The sequence below is a fragment of the Synechococcus sp. A15-60 genome (genome assembly GCF_014280095.1).
Taxonomy (GTDB): Bacteria; Cyanobacteriota; Cyanobacteriia; order PCC-6307; family Cyanobiaceae; genus Synechococcus_C.
Genome location: NZ_CP047933.1, coordinates 190,934 through 208,462, shown reverse-complemented (window position 1 = coordinate 208,462; position 17,529 = coordinate 190,934). Strand labels below are relative to the sequence as shown.

Here is a 17,529-nt window from a genome sequence, read left to right as displayed (position 1 = left end):
CCACCCCCCATGACAGTTACCACCCCCACACGGCCAACCTTGATCGACCTGCATCCGCCCGCGGCGGACATGCAGCGATTGGTGAAAGAAGGCCTGGAACGGGAACCCCGACAGCTCCCCGCCTGGTTCCTCTACGACGCTGAGGGCTCGCAGCTGTTCGATCAAATCTGCCAACAACCGGAATACAGCCTCACGCGCACGGAAATTGCCCTGCTGGAGCAGTCAGCCGAGGAGATCGCCACCGCCATGGGCTCTGGCGTGATTGTTGAATTCGGTGCCGGCAGCGCCCGCAAGGTGGGGCCATTGCTGAACGCGATGCAACCCACGGCCTATGTGGCACTCGACATCAGTGCAGCCCATCTCCAGCAGGCCACAGCCGCACTGCAAGCTGCGCACCCCGGGGTGCCGATGCTGGGCATCTGCTGCGATCACAGCCGGCTGGAGGTCCTGCCTGACCACCCGCTGCTGCAAGGGCAGCGACGTCTGGGCTTTTTCCCTGGCAGCTCCCTCGGCAACTTCACGCAGGAGGAAGCAGTTCGGCTGTTGCGGCGCTTCCGCCTGCTGCTGGATGGCGGCCCCCTGCTGCTCGGTTTGGATCAGCCCAAATCGCAGACAAGGCTGGAAGCCGCCTACGACGATGCGGCAGGCATCTCCGCCGCCTTCGCCCGCAATCTGCTGCAGCGCCTGAACCGGGACCTGAGCGCCGATTTTCAGCCCCAACGATTCTCTTATCAGGCGCAATGGCAAGCGGCGCACAGCCGCGTGCAGATGGTTCTGGTGAGCGACTGCGAACAGACCGTCTCCATCGGTTCCAGCTCCTGGCGCTTTGCCGCTGGTGAACCGCTGGTGACGGAATACAGCGTCAAGTATTCACCCGAGATGGCCTGTGATCTGGCTGAAGCCGCAGGTTGGCGCTGGTGTCGCCGCTGGCACGACCCGGCCGACGACCTCTCCCTGCACTGGCTGGAACCGGCAGACTGAACATCAGAGCCGCTGAAGCACAGCCATGGGACTTGAAGAACGACGTCAGACGATCAAGGCCCAGCGTGAGCAGCTGATCAGCGAACTGGAGGCGATTTACATGGGAGCGTTCGAGCGGATCGGCCAACTCGAAATGGGGGAAGGGGCGGTGGCGCGGCTGACGCAGCTGATGCTGCGTTCCCGCGAAGCAGCGATCACGCCGCTCCAGGAGGAGATCGAAGCACCATTAATCACCCGAGCACCGGACCAGACCGGCCAGACCAACTGATGGCCCCCACCTGGCTGGATCAACTGGAGCGCAATCTGGAAGAGCGCCTGGACGCGTTTCTGCGTTCCAATCCCGATCAAGATCGTCTGCTCCAGGAGCAGCACCTGCAGGACCGGCAACGCGATCTCTGCCGAAGACGCGATCAGATGCAGCTGCAAGCCCGGGACCTACGTCGCCAGTTGCTGTCGCTTGCCGAACAGGTGCAGGCCTGGGGTGCACGCAGCGACAAAGCCCGCGATGCCGGTGCCGATGACCTGGCGCAGAGGGCCAAAGACCACGTCAGCACCTTGATGAATCAAGGCAGGGTTCTCTGGACAGAGCTGGATCGGCTCGGACAGAGCTTCAAGGACCTCGACGGTCAGATCTCTGACCTCAACCAGCAGGCCAGTCAACAATCGGGACAACGCAGCTTGGATGAAGACTGGGCCTTGTTCGAGGCCCACCAGGAGCTGGAGGAGCTGAGGCGCCGTCAGGGCTTCAGCTGAAAGCGACCCTCAAGCCTTGGGGGCAGGGGGCTCGAGACTCACATTTTCGGGTGGAGGCGTGGGGTCAGGATCGGCAATCAGCATGTGCTGCAACACGATCTCAGGACGCTCACTGTCTCGCCAGCGGATGCGATAGGCAGGCATTTTGGTGCCTCGGCTGGTGGTCTGCTCCACCGGCTCCATCACCCAGCCGCGGCGGGAGCGCCCCTGGGGATTGCGCTTGACCACCGCATCGGCGTGCTTGAAGCGGAAACCTACGCGCTCACCACTCATGGGAAAGGGACCATGCCACTGTGAACCATTATCCACCCTGAGGGTTCAGGGTGGCCAATTCCGGCTTGAAGGACTGCTTTAAGCGTCGGGCCGCAGCAGCGGGAAGGCGATCACATCGCGGATCGAAGGACTGTCGGTAAGCAGCATCACCAGCCGATCAATGCCGATGCCAAGCCCGCCCGTCGGCGGCATGCCCACTTCTAAGGCCGTGACGAAATCCTCATCCAGACCCTGGGCCTCGAGATCGCCGGCAGCCTTGCGCTCCTGCTGCGCTTCCAGGCGCTGGCGCTGATCCACAGGATCGGTGAGCTCACTGAACGCATTGGCATGTTCACGACCCACAATGAACAGCTCAAAGCGTTCGACCAGTCCAGGCTTGCTGCGATGCGGGCGCGCCAGGGGTGAAATCTCCACCGGGTAATCGATCACGAATGTGGGCTGGATCAGCGTCGACTCCACCGACTGCTCAAAGGCTTCGTTCAGCAATCGACCCACCGAATCAGCCAGCTCAGGTGCATGCAGGCCTTTCGCCTGCATCGCGGTCGCTGCGTCATCACGGCGAGTAAAGCTGTTGAAATCCAGTCCGGTGGCGTCCTCCACCAGCTCATGCATGGTGGCGCGACGCCAAGGCGGGGCCAGATCAATCTCGGTTCCCTGATAGGTGAGGGTGGTGGTGCCGCAGACCTCCCGACAGACCGAGCTCACCATCTGCTCGGTGAGCTCCATCATCCCGATGTAATCGCTGTAGGCCTGGTAAATCTCCACCGAGGTGAATTCAGGGTTATGGCGGGTGCTGACGCCCTCGTTGCGGAAGATGCGCCCCAGCTCGTAAACCCGTTCAAATCCACCGACCACGAGACGCTTGAGGTGCAGCTCCGTGGCAATCCGCAACGTCAGCGGCAGGTCCAGAGCGTTGTGATGGGTCTCGAAGGGACGGGCATCGGCACCACCGGGCTGGCTCTGGAGCACCGGAGTCTCGATCTCCAGAAACGCACGGTCATCCAACCAGCGGCGAATAGCACTCACCGTGTTCGCCCGGCGCCTGAAGGTCTCTCTGGACTGGGGCGTCACGATCAGGTCGAGGTAACGCTGGCGGTAGCGCTTCTCCACATCCGCCAGGCCATGCCACTTGTCTGGCAACGGCTGCAAAGCCTTGGTGAGCATCGTCCACTCACTCACCTTCACCGACAATTCGCCGCGGTCGGTGCGGCGCAGGATGCCCTGGACCCCGATTAGATCCCCTGAATCCACTAGGGACGTGATCTGGGCAAAAGCCTCCCCCAGGGCAGCTTTCTCGAGAAACAGCTGAATCGTGCCGGTTTCATCCGCCAGAGTGAAGAAGGCGAGCTTGCCCATAACCCGACGGGTCATCACCCGGCCGGCCACCGCCACAGTGCAGTCCCGCTCCTCACCATTGGGCAAATCAGCATGGTTCGCCTGCAGCGCAGCCATCCGATGGGTCGGCTCAAACAGCAAGGCGTAGGGCTCACGGCCCTGATCTCTGAGTGCATTCGCCTTCTCGAGGCGGGTCTCACGCAGTTCAGACACAGGGGAGCGGGATGCAGTCGGGCGCCACTCTGCCGGTCGATGGGACCCGAAGGCGACCCTCAACAATCAAACACACCCTGCAAAGGCCTAGCCAGCTGCAGCAGCAGGAGCACCATCGCCCATGCGCTGAGAGGAATAGCCAATGCCACGGACGGTGAGAATCAGCTCCGGGTTGCGAGGGTCGGGTTCTAACTTGCCACGCAAGCGGGCCACATACACGTCCACCACACGCAGATCAGCGGCACGGCGGGGTGGGTAACCCCAGAGTTGTTCCAGGATTTCGGCACGAGGCACCACACGGCCGGGCTCGCGGAACAACAGCTCGAGAAGGCTGAACTCTGTGTAGGTGAGCGAGATGCGTTCGTTACCACGCGTCACCTGTCGACGGTTGGTGTCCACCACCAGATCACCGACGCGCACCACGCCCTGACCGGTTGGCAGCTCCCTGGGTTCGGCGGTGGCAGAGCCGCGGCCCACCCGGCGCAGAATGGTGGCGATACGCGCTTCCAGCTCCTTCGGGCTGAAGGGTTTCGGAAGGTAATCGTCAGCCCCAAGATCAAGTCCCGCCACCCGCTCGGAAATGGCTTCCAGCGCTGAGAGGAAAATGATTGGTACACAAGACTCGGCGCGCAAGCGACGGCAAACAGCGAAACCATCGAGCTTGGGCAGCATCACATCGAGCACCACCAGGTCCGGTGACTCGCTGTGGAACATTTCCAAGGCCTGCTCGCCATCTTCGGCACAGACCACGCGGTAACCAGCCAACTGGAGCCGCATCACCAAAACGCGACGAACTGCAGGCTCATCGTCGACCACCAGCACGGTGGCTTTGTGGGGCTCAGGAGCCAGCTGAAGCGGCCCATCACCTCTGGTTTGTGATGGCCCTTCTGGCATGCGCTCCCTACTTGAAGAATCGCAACCCTACCGTTCGGGGTGAGCAGATCGAGACTTTTGATTGGCTAAGGAGCGCAGACTTTGCCTTCTCTTAAGGATTAGATCTCGCCAAATCCGAGTCTTTCAAGGCCAGCGTGAGCGTGCGTAGCGATTCCACTGCTCTTCAGCCTCACGCACGGCCTGATCACTGCTGATCTGGCCCAGCATCGCCCGCTGCAACTGGGTGTAAATGATGCTTTGAAGCCGCTTCACACCTTGTGTAGCCGGCACAAGCACCCGTGCCCGCTCCAGGGTTTCAGCAGACAGCAACCGTGCCTCACGAATCTGAGCGGCGCCTGGATCCGAGGGACGCTCTGCCTCCAACTCCGCCCTCACCGCCGCCAGGGCCTGCGTCGACGAGGGCAGTACCAGCGCCTCGCGCGCGAAGCGGGCCTGGTTCTCGCCATTGGTGAGGAAGAGAGCAAACAGCACCGCATCCGCAGCGTTGTCGCTTTGCCGCGGGACCACCAGGGTCATCAAAGCCACATTGGCCACTCCATCAGTCCCGGTGAGCGGCGGTCGTGGCTCGGTGACCGCCGCCACCCCGGGTGCATTGGTCTGGATGTTGCCCAGGAACTTCGCACCACTGGCTAGCAAGGCCAGCTCACCGCTTTGAAACAGCTCGACTGCCCGCCGCTGTCCCTGGCTGACCACTTCCCGCGGCAAGAGACCCTCCCGGTAAAGATTGGTCCAGAAGGCGAAAGCCTTGCGACCGGCCGGGGTATTGAAGGCAGCCCTCTGGCGGTCATCGAGCAAGGTCACACCCATCTGCACCATCGACTCCAGCAGTTCAGCGGAGTCATCCGGCACCACAGTCACAAACACTCCGTAGTGCCCGGTGCGTTCGCGGATTTGTCTGGCAAAAGCGGGCACGTCCTCCCAGCGCTGAGGAGCCTGCTCGAGCCCAGCACCGCGAAGCAGATCGCGGTTCACCAGGCTCAGACGCACCGTGAGGTACCAGGGAATCGCAATCTGCCCGCCCTTTGGGTCCCGAGCTGCATCCCAGACCGAAGGCAAGTAGCGCTCGGAGGCACCATCGGGCAACAGCGGGGTGAGATCCGTCAGTCCTCCCTTACTGGCCAAGTTGGCAGCAAAAGGAGGATTGAGATTCACCAGATCCGGTGCCGTGCGGGCAAACACCGCGGCCAGCAGCTTGCGTTCCACAGTCCCCCAGAGGAGATCGGTCCAACGCACCGGGACATCTGGATAACGGGTCTCCCAGGCCTCAATCACCGATGTCATATAGGGGTTGAATTTGGGCGCTAGCTCCAGAGTCCAGAGCTGCAGCGTGCTCTCCGGAGCTGCGGGTCTACGACAGCCCCAGCCAATGGTCGCCAGGCCTGCAACCGCCAGACCGACCAGGACCAACCGCCGTCGTTTGAATTCAGTCATGCAGGGGCCCGGCGTCGCCAGAGGAGCAGTTGCCAGGATCCGACCATCGGGGCCAGCAGTCCAGTGATCAGCGACTGCGCCACGGTGGTGTGCAGTGCCCAAGCCTGGATCATCGCTTCCGGTACCCCCAGCACCAGCCACTGCAGCCAGAGGCTCAACCCAAGCACCACCGTGCCGATCCAGGCCAGTAAACCGAGATTGAGGCTGCGCTGAATCGGTGGCCCGCGACGTCCCAGTCGTCCCCACCACCAGCCCATCAACATCAATCCCGGCACCTGCGTGGTGTCGCCCAGGCTGAGCCCGTCCAACACCATCCCCAGGCCGGCTCCAGCAATCAAACCGGGGACGGGTCCATCCACCAAAGACCAGGGCAGCAACCAGAGCATGGCCCAGCTGGGAGGGACGCCCTCCAAAGTGAGCCAGGACGGTCCTGCGAGCTGAAGCAGAGGCACCAGCAACACGGAGGCCACACAAGTGGGCTGGCGATGCAGTGGGGTCATGGATCAGCGCACCTTCACCTGAACCCAGTCGATGGCATCAGGAGCAGCAATCAATTGCACCAGAGCCGTGGGAGCTGGAACAGCCCGCAGGTTGATCGATTGCACCACCGCCACCGGCAGATTGGGGGGCAAGAGAGTGCTAGCAGGAGAGGTGCTGACCAGATCCCCTTCCTTCACCCGAACTTCCTTGTCGAGAAACTGCAACTGAGGCCGAGCCGTGCCCAGCCCCAACAGCAGGCCATGCTGACGGGTGCGGGGCAACCAGACGCCGATCCGGCTACCAGGAGCCGTGAGCAAACGCACGCGACTGGTGGTGGGCGTCACACTCTGCACACGACCGACCAGACCACCGGGACCCACCACCGCATCGTCTTTGGCCACACCCTGGATCGATCCCGTGCCGAGCTCCAGCTGCTGCCACCAACCGGACGCGGCACGCGAAATCACAGCGGCTTGAAGCCAATCGCCAGACGACTGCTGGTTCAGTTTCAACAGGCCCCGAAGGCGAGCGTTGTCTTCCTCCAGCAGCATCAGTCGAGCAGCCTCTTCCTGCTTTGTGGCGGATTGAACCCATTCGCGCTGCGCCGTACCGGGCCAGAACGGGCGGCTGATCAACGCAAAGGCATCGGCGAAACCGGCACCTTTACTGAATCGCACCAAGCCAAGCGCCACGAGCAGCAGCAACCAGGGCCACAGGCGCTGAACCGAACGCAGCCGCGACCCCTGCGGCCACTGGGAAGAACCCATAGCGGTTAGACGGCAGCCGCGGCTCGAACGAATTCAGGGGTGTCAAGCACCCGCTGGAGACGTTTGTAATCCTCAAGCACCTGACCGCATCCCTTGACCACGCAGAGCAGAGGGTCTTCAGCAATGTGCGTGAAAATGCCGGTCTCATGGCTGATCAAGTCGCTAAGGCCCCGCACCAGGGCACCACCTCCAGCCAGCATGATCCCGCGGTCGACGATGTCGGCGGCCAGTTCGGGCGGCGTGCGTTCCAGGGTGCGCTTCACCGCTTCCACAATCACATTGAGCGGCTCGGCGATGGCCTCTCTGAGGTCGCCGGCCTGGAGCTGAATGGTGCGAGGCAGACCGGACAGCAAGTGCAGGCCGCGCACGTCCATCACAGTCTGGTCGAACTCGTTATCGGGGAAGGCAGAGCCGATGCGGATCTTGATCTCTTCTGCGGTGCGTTCGCCCACCACCAGGTTGTGCACTTTCTTGAGATACACACCGATGGAATCGCTGATTTCATCGCCTGCGACCCGCACCGACTCGCTGAGCACCGTGCCACCAAGACTGAGCACAGCGACCTCGGTGGTGCCACCACCAATATCAACAATCATCGTTCCGACCGGTTCGGTCACCGGCAGACCGGCACCAATGGCAGCTGCCACCGGCTCATCGATGAGGTGCACTTCGCGGGCGCCGGCTAGACCGGCTTCGCGCACGGCCCGCCGTTCCACCCCGGTCACACCACTAGGAATACCCACCACCAACCTTGGCGCAACAATGCCGCGGCCCTCATTGCCCTTCTGAATAAAGGTCTTGAGCATCTGCTCTGCGGCATCGAAATCAGCAATCACGCCATCGCGCAAGGGACGCACTGCGCGGATGTTGCCGGGCGTCCGCCCCAGCATCAACTTCGCTTCATCACCCACCGCCATGGTGACGCCGCGCTCAAGATCGAGGGCGACCACCGAGGGCTCCTGCAGCACAATCCCCTTGCCGGAGACGTAAATCAGGGTGTTAGCCGTGCCCAGGTCAATGCCGATGTCGCGGGACAACTGGAAGCGGCGGAAGAGCACTGGCGGAACCACATTTCGGCGAATCATAGGAGCAGTTTCCAGACCCATCTGTTACGTCTGGCCACGACGGGGGAACTCCTTGAAAGCAGCCACGACAACGGTCAATTCCGGCAACCGTGGCGCATCATGAACCCAACTAACAGGAGCAATTCAATGGGAGTCAATTCCGTGACCCTCGTCGGCCGGGCAGGCCGAGACCCCGAAGTGCGCTACTTCGAATCCGGAAGCATGGTGGCCAACCTCACGATCGCCGTGAACCGACGCAGCCGCGATGACGAACCCGATTGGTTCAATCTCGAGATCTGGGGCAAGCAAGCACAGGTCGCTGCCGATTACGTGAAAAAAGGCTCGCTGCTCGGCATCATCGGCAGCTTCAAGCTGGATCGCTGGACGGACCGCAACAGCGGCGAAGAGCGCAGCAAGCCGGTGGTGCGGGTGGATCGTCTGGAACTGTTGGGATCCAAGCGCGACAACGAGGCCGGCTCCGGCAATTTCGGTGGCGGAAACTTCGGCGGCGGCGCCCCCAGCGAGGAGGAAGTGCCCTTCTGATCAGCCGTTAGGGCGCTGGCGTTACCGGATGGCAACGCCAGCATCTTGGCGGAGGGTTCGAAGGATTAATCGGCGGCATTGCGACGACGCCAGATGCGCAGGCCAAGCCAGATTCCGCCGGCGAGCACTGCAATCACCAGCACCACCTTGATCCCTTTGCTGATCGGATCGATCAGAGTCTCCACATTGCTGTAACCCTCACCCAGCACCATGCCGGCAACAGTGAGCAGCAAGGTCCAGATCAGGCTGCCGGCCGTGGTCCAAATGAGGAACGGGGTAATCGGCATCAGCTCAATCCCTGCCGGCACCGAGATCAAGGTGCGGATGCCGGGCACAAGGCGCCCCCAGAACACCAGGGCCGTGCCGTAACGGTTGAACCAGCGCCGGCTGCGCCCCAGTTCTTCCGGGCTGATGCCGATCCAACGCCCATGACGACTGAGCCAATGCTCAATTCGCTCCTCATTGATCAGACGACCGATCCCGTACCAGGGCAGCGCGCCAAGGACGGTGCCCAGCAAGCCAGCCAGAACGACCGGAATTAACTGCAGCTGCCCCTGCTGCACGTAGAAGCCACCTAGGGGCATGATCAGCTCTGAAGGAATGGGCGGAAACAGATTCTCCAAGAACATCGCCGCGAAGATGGCGGCATACCCAGCCCAGGGATTGGCCTTTACCGCCTCACCGATCCAATCCGGCAGCTGAGTGACAAATTCGGTGAGCCCCATGCGTGCACTGGAAGACCGGGCAAGTCTTCCATGAAGAGACCATGAATGACACTCAGGTGCGAGGAAGCGAGCTAGCCGGGTCGCCGGAGAGCCGCAGCAACTGCGTCAGACACCGGATGCCCCAAAAGACCCAACCACCGCTGAGTCATCAGCCGTTCTGCCACTGCTGAAAATGGGCATCAAAAAAGCCAGGCCGCCGAAGCGACCTGGCTGACCGTCAACCGATCAGTAGCGGTAGTGGTCAGGCTTAAAGGGACCTTCCACCGGCACGTTGATGTAGTCAGCCTGTTCCTGGCTGAGCTCAGTGAGCTTGGCGCCAATGCGGCCAAGGTGCAGGCGGGCCACCATCTCATCGAGATGCTTGGGCAGCACGTACACCTCTTTGCCGTACTCATCGCCCTTGGTGAACAGCTCGATCTGAGCCAGCACCTGGTTGGTGAAGGAGTTGCTCATCACAAAACTGGGGTGGCCGGTGGCGCAGCCAAGATTCACCAGACGGCCTTCCGCCAGCAGGATGATCTTGTTGCCGCTGGGCAAGGTGATGTGATCCACCTGCGGCTTGATGTTTTCCCACTCGTAGTTCTTGAGGGAGGCGACATCGATCTCGTTGTCGAAGTGACCGATGTTGCAGACGATGGCCTCGTCCTTCATTTTCTCGAGGTGCTCGTTGCGGATCACCTGGAAGTTGCCGGTCGCGGTCACAAAGATGTCCATCTCCTCGACCACGTCCTCCAGACGCACCACGCGGTAGCCCTCCATGGCCGCCTGCAGAGCGCAGATCGGATCCACTTCCGCGATGCAGACCGTGGCGCCGAGGCCGCGCAAAGACTGGGCTGAACCCTTGCCCACATCGCCATAGCCGATCACCAGGGCCTGCTTGCCCGCCACCATCACGTCCGTGGCGCGCTTGATGCTGTCCACCAAGGACTCACGGCAGCCGTAGAGGTTGTCGAACTTGCTCTTGGTGACCGAGTCGTTGACGTTGATGGCGGGGAAGGGAAGCTCTCCGCTCTTCTGCATCTTGTAGAGACGCGCCACACCGGTGGTGGTCTCCTCGGTCACACCCTGGATCTGGGCCTTGGTACGCGAATAGAAGCTGGGGTCCTGCGCCAGCTTCTTTTTGATCGAAGCGAACAGGAAGGTCTCCTCTTCGTTGCCGGGGTTGTCGAGAACGGTGATGTCTTGCTCGGCCTTGCTACCCAGCATCACCAGACCGGTGGCATCGCCGCCGTCATCCAGGATCATGTTGGGAGAACCACCATCGCCCCACTCGAGGATGCGGTGGGTGTAGTCCCAATACTCCTCCAGGGTCTCGCCCTTCACAGCGAACACGGGAATGCCCCGAGCAGCGATGGCCGCGGCGGCGTGATCCTGAGTGGAGAAGATGTTGCAAGACGCCCAGCGCACTTCAGCGCCCAGCTCCACCAGGGTTTCGATCAGAACGGCCGTCTGAATGGTCATGTGCAAAGAGCCGGCGATGCGGGCACCCTTCAGCGGCTTCTCACTGCCGTACTTCTCTCGCAGCGCCATCAGACCAGGCATCTCGGTCTCGGCAATGTCGAGCTCTTTGCGGCCGAAGTCGGCCTGGTTGAGATCGGCGATGACGCAATCGACATCAAGCTTCAGTTCAGCCGCGGACGTGGGCGCTGCCACCATGGTTTCGGTGCTCCCTAAAAAAACGTGGAGTTGAATCTCTGCAGAGACGCCGAGGCTTCGGGCTCGCTTGACACGCAATCTACCGATCGGTCCTGGGTGTTAGCGGACCTTGAGGCCACCCGCACGTTGGGCCGCTGGTTGGTGGAACAGCCGGATCGACCGTGCCTGCTGATGCTGGAGGGTCCGCTCGGCGCTGGAAAAACCTCACTCGTCCAAGGCATCGCAGCCGCGCTGGGCATTGATGAACCGATCACTAGCCCCACCTTCGCCCTCTCCCAGCACTACCCACAGGGTTCACCGCCGCTGGTGCATCTCGATCTCTACCGGCTGGAGATACCGGCGGCCGCCAACGATCTGTTTCTGCAGGAGGAAGAGGAAGCGCTGAGCATGGGAGCCCTTCTGGTGGTGGAGTGGCCGGAACGGCTCAGCCTGCCGTTGCCGGAGGCCTGGACGCTGACACTGGCCCATCGCAGCGATGGGGGCCGGCGCGCCACGCTGATGCGCTGACGATGGATTGCCTCTGCCTTGGCGGTGTCTGCGCTGACCTGGTCTGCCAGCCCATCCCGGCGTTGCCGGCTCAGGGGCAGTTGGTCGAAACCAACGGGATCGAACTCAGCCTCGGCGGCTGCGCCGCCAACACCGCCTTCAATCTGGCCCGGTTGGATGTGAGCACGGGCATCGCCGCCTGTATTGGGAAGGATCTCTTCGGTACTTTCATCCGACAAACGCTGGAAGACAGAGGTGTCGACACCGCTGGCTTAGTGCACGCAACGGACGCCTCCAGCGCAACGGCAGCCGTGATCAACGTGCGCGGAGAGGACCGACGCTTTATCGCCCACGCCGGCGCCAACAGGCTGTTGTCGCCCGCCCTGATCCCGGAGGATTTGATCGAGACGGTGGCCGTGCTCTACATCGGCGGATTTCTGATGCTGAATGGTCTGGAGAGCCCGGACATGCTTGAGCGACTGGCACTGGCCCGATCAGCCGGCACGCGCATCGTGCTGGATGTGGTGCAAGTCGCGGATGCGAACGCCATGGCGCGGCTCAGCGCCATCCTTCCCAACGTGGACGTGTTTCTGCCCAACAACGACGAAGCCGCCGAACTGACGGGCTGCCGCCACCCCTGGGAGCAAGCCGATGCCTTTCGGGCCGCAGGCGCTCACACGGTGGTGATCACCTCAGGACAATATGGCGCTCACCTGGTGAGCGACACCACGCGTTTACGCATCGGTGCTTACAGCACGGATGTTGTCGGCAGCACCGGTGCGGGCGATGCCTTCGATGCCGGCTTCATCGCGGCGCTCTTGGACAACCAAGACCTGCCGACCTGCCTGCGCTGGGGCAGCGCCCTTGGCGCCAGCTGCGTGCGCAGCAACTCAGCCACCGCGAGCGTGTTCAACCGCGAGGAAGCTCTGCAATTCATGGCCTGCCACCCGCTCCCTGTGGAAGCGTTCTGAAACGGACCTGCGCTTCAGTCGTTGAGCTGGTTGAGAAACTGCATCACGCGGTGGGGCAAGGGCTGGGGGTCAATCCCACCGGGACCCGCACACACCAGCGCACCACAGGCGGCCGCGTAACGCACCACCTGCTCCACCACCGCCTCGCTAAGCCGCAGCGGCTGCCAGGCCGATGGCGTCAGTGCCACCAGCTGATGCAGCAGCCCTGCAGTGAAGGCATCACCGGCACCAGTGGTGTCCACCACCCGTGGCGGCGCCAACACCGGCATCGAACCGCCATGGCCCGCCATGCACCAACGCACCGGCTGACCACCATCGGTGACCAGCACATCGGGTCTCTGAGGCAGACCTGCACTGATCACCACAGGATCGCTGCTGCTGAACAGCCACTCGGCTTCCTCACGCGCCAGCTTGATCAGGGCCGCCTGCTCCAGCAGCGGACGCATCTGCGTCAATTCAACAGGCCCGGGGCCGGCAGCGGGATCGGCAGCGGCATCCCAGAAGGTGGGGCGCCAGTTCACATCCAGCGCAAGACGTACCCCGAATGCCGCGGCCTGCTGCACCGCCGCCTGCAATGCCAGCGCCGAGGCCTCTGTGGCCAGGGGAATGGTGCCGACCAACAGCCACAACGCCTGATCCGCCAAGGCAGACCACACCAGCCCAAGGCTCTGGGCATCAAGGGCCTGATCCGCGAAGCCCTCACCCAGATCCCCGGTGAAACCCTGAAACACCCGCTCACCGGTGGCGTCCCGTCGCACCAACACCACGCGGCTGGGCCGGTGACGGTCACTTTGCAAGCCGCGCAGATCGACGCCGCGATCTGCAAGGAGCTCGCGAAAACTGTCGCCGATGCCATCCAGACCCAGACGGCCGATGAAGCCCACCGGCGTGCCCAGTCGCGCCAGGGCACAGGCCACATTGGCCGGAGCTCCCCCCAGTCGGTCGTCGCAGTCCGCCGGCGCCGCTGTGGCGGGGTCACCACCCAGGGGACCCAATCGATCCACCAGAGCCTCACCCAAACAGAGCACCAGGGGAGCACCGCCTGCAGATATGGCCATTGGGCCGGATCAACTGACTGCAGCGTGGCCAGCAGCACCAAAACTGCCAACCAAGGAAACCACTTAACCGATCAGGCCCATGGCCGAAGCCCATCAGCCCATCGCGATGACATCACCCGTTAGATGACATCCAACGAGCGGACTCAACGATTCCCGACCGGTCAACCAACAGACGAGCAACAACCACTCTCTAGGGCTGACTCGTCTGACCACCATCTCTCAATGTCTGAAACCCAATCCCAAACAATCGGCACGCGACATGGTTCACACCAAATGGGCCCCGGAGCCAGCAGACGATGACGTCAACACCCCAACCCCATCAACAAACCATCAAGACGCGCTTGAAGCATGCTCTGCCAACAATGCTTCAAGGCGCTTGGCCAACTCATCACGCACCTCGGGATCTCCCACAAGCCTTAATTCACCGGTCTCAGGCCACCAATTGAGCTTCAAATTACTAACGCCGTCGTCAAACACCGCCATTTCAAATGGGCCGCGATGCTGCCAATGACAGGGGACACCCAGTCGCTCAACAAGGACCTGCAAAGCCATCAGGCTTCCCTTGAATTGCATGACAATGAAGCGCCTGATTCTCATGCTAGTAAAACAATGAGACCGTGTCGCAAGAGCTGAAATAGTGACAAGAATGCCCCATAGCAACGCCACTCAAAACACGCCATAGAGGAACGACTTTTCTTCGGAATGTCATCAACCACCGCAACTCGACCTCCTCACAACCCCCATCACCTGCCGTCCAACCATGACAACCACGCCTCTGCTGATGAACGAGCTGTCCTCGCTCTTTGCACAGTTTGAGGTCAATGGTGATGGGTCGATCACAGCACAAGAGGTCGAGCAAGTGCTGACATCCATGGCAGCGGTGATTGCCCCCGAGGAAGCGGACGCCCTCAAACAATTGCTGCACGAGAAACACTGCATCCGACGTGATGATTTTCTGCAGTGGGCGCAACAGCAGCCCAAACTTGGACGGCATCAACTGCTGCGGGACCTGTTTGATCTGGTGGATGCCGACCACAACGGTTGGCTCAGTCGAGAAGAGCTCGATCGCATGATGCGCATGCTGTGTTCAGCCAAGTCCCCTCACGACGCGCAAACACTGACGACACAACTGGATCGCAACGGTGATGCTCAGATCAGCGCCAATGAGTTTCTTGACCTTCTGGACGAAACCCTGCAACTGCCATTTTCCTTGGCCGATCTCAAACGCCTGAAAAAGAATTTGGTTCAGGTTCAGAGTGCGGCACGCCTGGACGGCGTGACTTTGGTGGAGGTGGACTGTGACCTCGGCGCAGGCATCCCTGGAGCAGGCTCAGGCATTGAACTTCTCAAAAACGCGGTCCAGCGGCAACACGATTTGAGCCAACTCAGCGAGGGCTTAATCAAAGAGATTCACGACGAACGCTCTCCCATGGCCCGCGCAGATGACAACGCTGCAACGACCACCACACCCCACGCCCGTCATATCGAAAAGATCACCAAGGTGATGCAGGAAGCGGCCGACCTTGTGGCCACAACCCTTGAACAGGGGAGCTTCCCACTGGTGTTGGCCGGAGACCATTCAACGGCTGCCTCCACCATCGCGGGAATTCGACGGGCACACCCTGAGCAACGACTGGGGGTGATCTGGATCGATGCGCATGCCGACATTCATTCGCCCTTCACTACACCCTCTGGAAACATGCACGGGATGCCGCTGGCCATTGCTGCGCAGCACGACAACCTGCCAGAAGCCATCAATGATCCCGACGCGACAACACGCTCGCTCTGGAACAGCCTCAAGCAACTGCATGGCTCTGCATCACCAGCCATCTCCCTGCGTGACCTGATTTATGTCGGCGTTCGAGACACGGAGGCCGCTGAAGACATCACGTTGGCCCAGCATGGAATCCCGGTGATCACCACCGCAGAGGTGCGGAAGAATGGCGCCACACAGGCCGCCAAACAATGCCTGACACATCTCTCCGATGTGGACCTGATCTACGTGAGCCTGGATGTGGATTCACTGGACTCCACCATTTGCAAAGGAACCGGAACTCCGGTTCCTAATGGGCTCTGGGCCCATGAAGTGATGCTGCTGATCAAAACCCTGCTGACGGACCCACGGGTGTGTTGCTGGGAAATCTGTGAGATCAATCCCCATCTGGATGTGCTTAACACCCTGGCCGAAATGTCTCTAAGCCTCTATCGGGCCGGCATGGAAGTGCTCGCGGAACGCTTCACGCCCACCTCAGCAAAGCATGCAGGCTGAGTCCCCATCGGTTTACGAGAGGCTGCAGACCCTGTTGCCTGCGCCGAAACCGATCGAACCAACGGGTTGGCTGAATCGAGCACGGGCCCTCGAGGGTCCTTGGGCGCGCGGGCTGCGCAGTGTGTCCCAGGTGATTTTCATCAACCATCCCCTCAGCGGCGCTTTGCTGCTGCTGGCGTTCTGGCTCAGCTCGCCCTGGATGGCGGGATGGGCCTTAGTGGGGATGACTGCAGCCAATGGCGTCTCCCATTGGATGCGGTTGTCCCCGGAGTTGCGTAACCAGGGCATTCATGGCTTCAACGGTGTGTTGGTGGGATGCGCCACCGCAGTATTGGCGAACACCCCAATGCCATCAGCCGCAAACGCGGCACAACTGACGCTGCTGGTGGCGATCGGTGGTGGATTGACCACCTGGATGATTGAACTCTGGCGGCTGCGTTTTCACCGTCGAGGCGATCCGCCGGTGCTCACCCTTCCGTTTTGTTTGATCACCTGGGTTCTGCTCGCTGTCGTTCCTCCTTCGCTCACCACACCACTCGAAGCCATTCAGCCCGCTGCCGCGACGACACCGCTTGAAACGCTGCTGCTCGGAATCCCGCACAGTTTTGGGCAGGTGTTTCTTTGCTCAAGTCTCACCAGTGGGTGCCTGGTGGCCATCGCTGTTGTCATCGCCAGCCCCATGGCGGCTGGGTTGGGTGTCATCGGCGCGATCATCGGCATGACGAGCAGCCTGATCCAAGGTGCTGACGCCAGCGCCGTCGCCCAAGGCCTCTGGGGATACAACAGCGTGCTGACCGCCATAGCCCTCGGCGGCATTTTCCACACTCCCAGCAGCAGAAGCATTCTGCTGGCCATGCTCGGAGCCAGCCTGGCCACACTGCTTCAGGTGCTGCAGATCCGCATGATCGGAATCCTGCCGCCACTCACCCTGAGCTTCGTGATCACGACCTGGTGCCTGCAAGGCCTCGCGAAGCGCAGGCTGCCAGCCCTGATTCCTGTCTGCTTGCACGCTGTGGTCAGCCCTGAAGAACATCGCCATCGCTATTACGTCACCCGTGTGCTCCTGGAGAGGTTCCGTCGTCACCTGCAAGAACGACTGGCCGGCATCCCAACTATCAGCGCACCACCTGTGTTGGAAGAACCACTCAATCGCCAAACCCAAAAGCTATTTGCCGAACTTGATCGCGACCAGGATGGACGTCTCAGCATTGCTGAACTACGCCATGCCCTCATGAGCAACCTCATTCATAGGCAGGCCGAAAACAACGATCCATTGCTGGACGATCAACTGAACACGGTCCTGGCAGCGATGGATCTCAACCAGGATGGTCGAATCAACCGGATGGAATTCGGCCACTTCATCCAGCACCTGCGGCGGTTACGGGACGGAGAAGACCGGCTGCGGCTTTACCTGATCCCCATGGATGCCAATGGCGATGATCACCTTGAGCCGAACGAGCTCGATCGGCTGCTGCGCAGCTTGGGCCAGACCAACTTGACCAGCGCAGAAACCAATCTTGTTTATGCCGATCATCCAGAAGGCCTGAGCTGGCGACAGTGGATCGACCAACTGTTGTTGGCATGAATGAAAAATGAGGCCAGTGGTTAGAACCCCACTGCCAGGCGAAGG

General features: G+C 61.4%; 19 protein-coding genes. 8 read left to right on the top strand and 11 right to left on the bottom strand.

Annotated elements, in window-relative coordinates:
- The first annotated feature begins 9 nt into the window (after positions 1-9).
- The 3 genes from egtD to SynA1560_RS00935 are packed head-to-tail and all read left to right on the top strand — an operon-like array spanning position 10 to position 1,734.
- On the top strand, positions 10-981 hold the full coding sequence (egtD, locus tag SynA1560_RS00945; protein WP_186500942.1) for an L-histidine N(alpha)-methyltransferase: 972 nt from the start codon (positions 10-12) through the stop codon (positions 979-981).
- A gap of 25 nt (positions 982-1,006) precedes the next feature.
- Positions 1,007-1,249, top strand: a complete 243-nt coding sequence (locus tag SynA1560_RS00940) for a hercynine metabolism small protein (protein ID WP_186500941.1) — start codon at positions 1,007-1,009, stop codon at positions 1,247-1,249.
- Positions 1,249-1,734, top strand: coding sequence for a hercynine metabolism protein (locus SynA1560_RS00935; protein WP_186500940.1), 486 nt, complete (start codon positions 1,249-1,251; stop codon positions 1,732-1,734). The genes SynA1560_RS00940 and SynA1560_RS00935 overlap by 1 nt, the downstream gene beginning before the upstream one ends.
- 9 nt (positions 1,735-1,743) lie before the next feature.
- Here SynA1560_RS00935 and SynA1560_RS00930 read toward each other — a convergent pair whose 3' ends face one another.
- The 7 genes from SynA1560_RS00930 to SynA1560_RS00900 all read right to left on the bottom strand — a co-directional run bounded on the left by SynA1560_RS00930 (position 1,744) and on the right by SynA1560_RS00900 (position 8,185).
- Positions 1,744-2,007: a hypothetical protein gene (locus SynA1560_RS00930; protein WP_006042532.1), complete on the bottom strand. Its 264-nt coding sequence runs from the start codon at positions 2,005-2,007 to the stop codon at positions 1,744-1,746.
- A 78-nt stretch (positions 2,008-2,085) separates the two neighbouring features.
- The gene (lysS, locus tag SynA1560_RS00925; protein ID WP_186500939.1) at positions 2,086-3,555 is read right to left on the bottom strand and encodes a lysine--tRNA ligase; all 1,470 of its coding nucleotides are present in this window, start codon (positions 3,553-3,555) and stop codon (positions 2,086-2,088) included.
- Between the two features lie 87 nt (positions 3,556-3,642).
- On the bottom strand, positions 3,643-4,449 hold the full coding sequence (gene rpaB / locus SynA1560_RS00920; protein WP_255477007.1) for a response regulator transcription factor RpaB: 807 nt from the start codon (positions 4,447-4,449) through the stop codon (positions 3,643-3,645).
- A gap of 123 nt (positions 4,450-4,572) precedes the next feature.
- The gene (locus SynA1560_RS00915; RefSeq protein ID WP_186500938.1) at positions 4,573-5,880 is read right to left on the bottom strand and encodes an ABC transporter substrate-binding protein; all 1,308 of its coding nucleotides are present in this window, start codon (positions 5,878-5,880) and stop codon (positions 4,573-4,575) included.
- A complete protein-coding gene (locus SynA1560_RS00910) occupies positions 5,877-6,380 on the bottom strand; it encodes a rod shape-determining protein MreD (RefSeq protein WP_186500937.1) in 504 nt (167 codons plus the stop codon). The genes SynA1560_RS00915 and SynA1560_RS00910 overlap by 4 nt, the downstream gene beginning before the upstream one ends.
- A gap of 3 nt (positions 6,381-6,383) precedes the next feature.
- Entirely contained in the window at positions 6,384-7,127 is a 744-nt protein-coding gene (gene mreC / locus SynA1560_RS00905; RefSeq protein ID WP_186469873.1) for a rod shape-determining protein MreC, read from the bottom strand.
- 5 nt (positions 7,128-7,132) lie between these two features.
- On the bottom strand, positions 7,133-8,185 hold the full coding sequence (locus tag SynA1560_RS00900) for a rod shape-determining protein (protein ID WP_304623067.1): 1,053 nt from the start codon (positions 8,183-8,185) through the stop codon (positions 7,133-7,135).
- Between the two features lie 153 nt (positions 8,186-8,338).
- Here SynA1560_RS00900 and SynA1560_RS00895 point away from each other — a divergent pair, with 153 nt between their 5' ends.
- Positions 8,339-8,734 (top strand): single-stranded DNA-binding protein, encoded by a 396-nt coding sequence (locus SynA1560_RS00895; RefSeq protein WP_186469871.1) that lies wholly within the window; start codon positions 8,339-8,341, stop codon positions 8,732-8,734.
- A gap of 65 nt (positions 8,735-8,799) precedes the next feature.
- Here the strand turns inward: SynA1560_RS00895 and SynA1560_RS00890 are convergent, their stop codons facing one another.
- Positions 8,800-9,459 carry a DedA family protein gene (locus SynA1560_RS00890; protein ID WP_186469870.1) on the bottom strand — a complete coding sequence of 220 codons (660 nt, stop codon included), beginning with the start codon at positions 9,457-9,459 and terminating at the stop codon, positions 8,800-8,802.
- A gap of 225 nt (positions 9,460-9,684) precedes the next feature.
- Positions 9,685-11,115 carry an adenosylhomocysteinase gene (gene ahcY / locus SynA1560_RS00885; protein ID WP_186500936.1) on the bottom strand — a complete coding sequence of 477 codons (1,431 nt, stop codon included), beginning with the start codon at positions 11,113-11,115 and terminating at the stop codon, positions 9,685-9,687.
- Between the two features lie 24 nt (positions 11,116-11,139).
- Here ahcY and tsaE point away from each other — a divergent pair, with 24 nt between their 5' ends.
- Both tsaE and SynA1560_RS00875 read left to right on the top strand, forming a co-directional pair.
- Positions 11,140-11,622, top strand: a complete 483-nt coding sequence (gene tsaE, locus SynA1560_RS00880; RefSeq protein WP_186500935.1) for a tRNA (adenosine(37)-N6)-threonylcarbamoyltransferase complex ATPase subunit type 1 TsaE — start codon at positions 11,140-11,142, stop codon at positions 11,620-11,622.
- A 2-nt stretch (positions 11,623-11,624) separates the two neighbouring features.
- Positions 11,625-12,572, top strand: a complete 948-nt coding sequence (locus SynA1560_RS00875) for a carbohydrate kinase family protein (protein ID WP_186500934.1) — start codon at positions 11,625-11,627, stop codon at positions 12,570-12,572.
- A 14-nt stretch (positions 12,573-12,586) separates the two neighbouring features.
- Here SynA1560_RS00875 and SynA1560_RS00870 read toward each other — a convergent pair whose 3' ends face one another.
- Both SynA1560_RS00870 and SynA1560_RS00865 read right to left on the bottom strand, forming a co-directional pair.
- A complete protein-coding gene (locus SynA1560_RS00870; RefSeq protein WP_186500933.1) occupies positions 12,587-13,630 on the bottom strand; it encodes a carbohydrate kinase in 1,044 nt (347 codons plus the stop codon).
- Positions 13,631-13,960: 330 nt separating this feature from the next.
- Entirely contained in the window at positions 13,961-14,203 is a 243-nt protein-coding gene (locus SynA1560_RS00865) for a hypothetical protein (protein ID WP_186469865.1), read from the bottom strand.
- A 187-nt stretch (positions 14,204-14,390) separates the two neighbouring features.
- Here SynA1560_RS00865 and SynA1560_RS00860 point away from each other — a divergent pair, with 187 nt between their 5' ends.
- Both SynA1560_RS00860 and SynA1560_RS00855 read left to right on the top strand, forming a co-directional pair.
- Positions 14,391-15,899, top strand: a complete 1,509-nt coding sequence (locus tag SynA1560_RS00860; protein WP_186500932.1) for an arginase family protein — start codon at positions 14,391-14,393, stop codon at positions 15,897-15,899.
- Complete coding sequence (locus SynA1560_RS00855) at positions 15,889-17,484, top strand: urea transporter (protein WP_186500931.1); 1,596 nt, start codon at positions 15,889-15,891, stop codon at positions 17,482-17,484. Before SynA1560_RS00860 ends, SynA1560_RS00855 begins: the two co-directional genes overlap by 11 nt.
- The last annotated feature ends 45 nt before the right edge of the window (positions 17,485-17,529 follow it).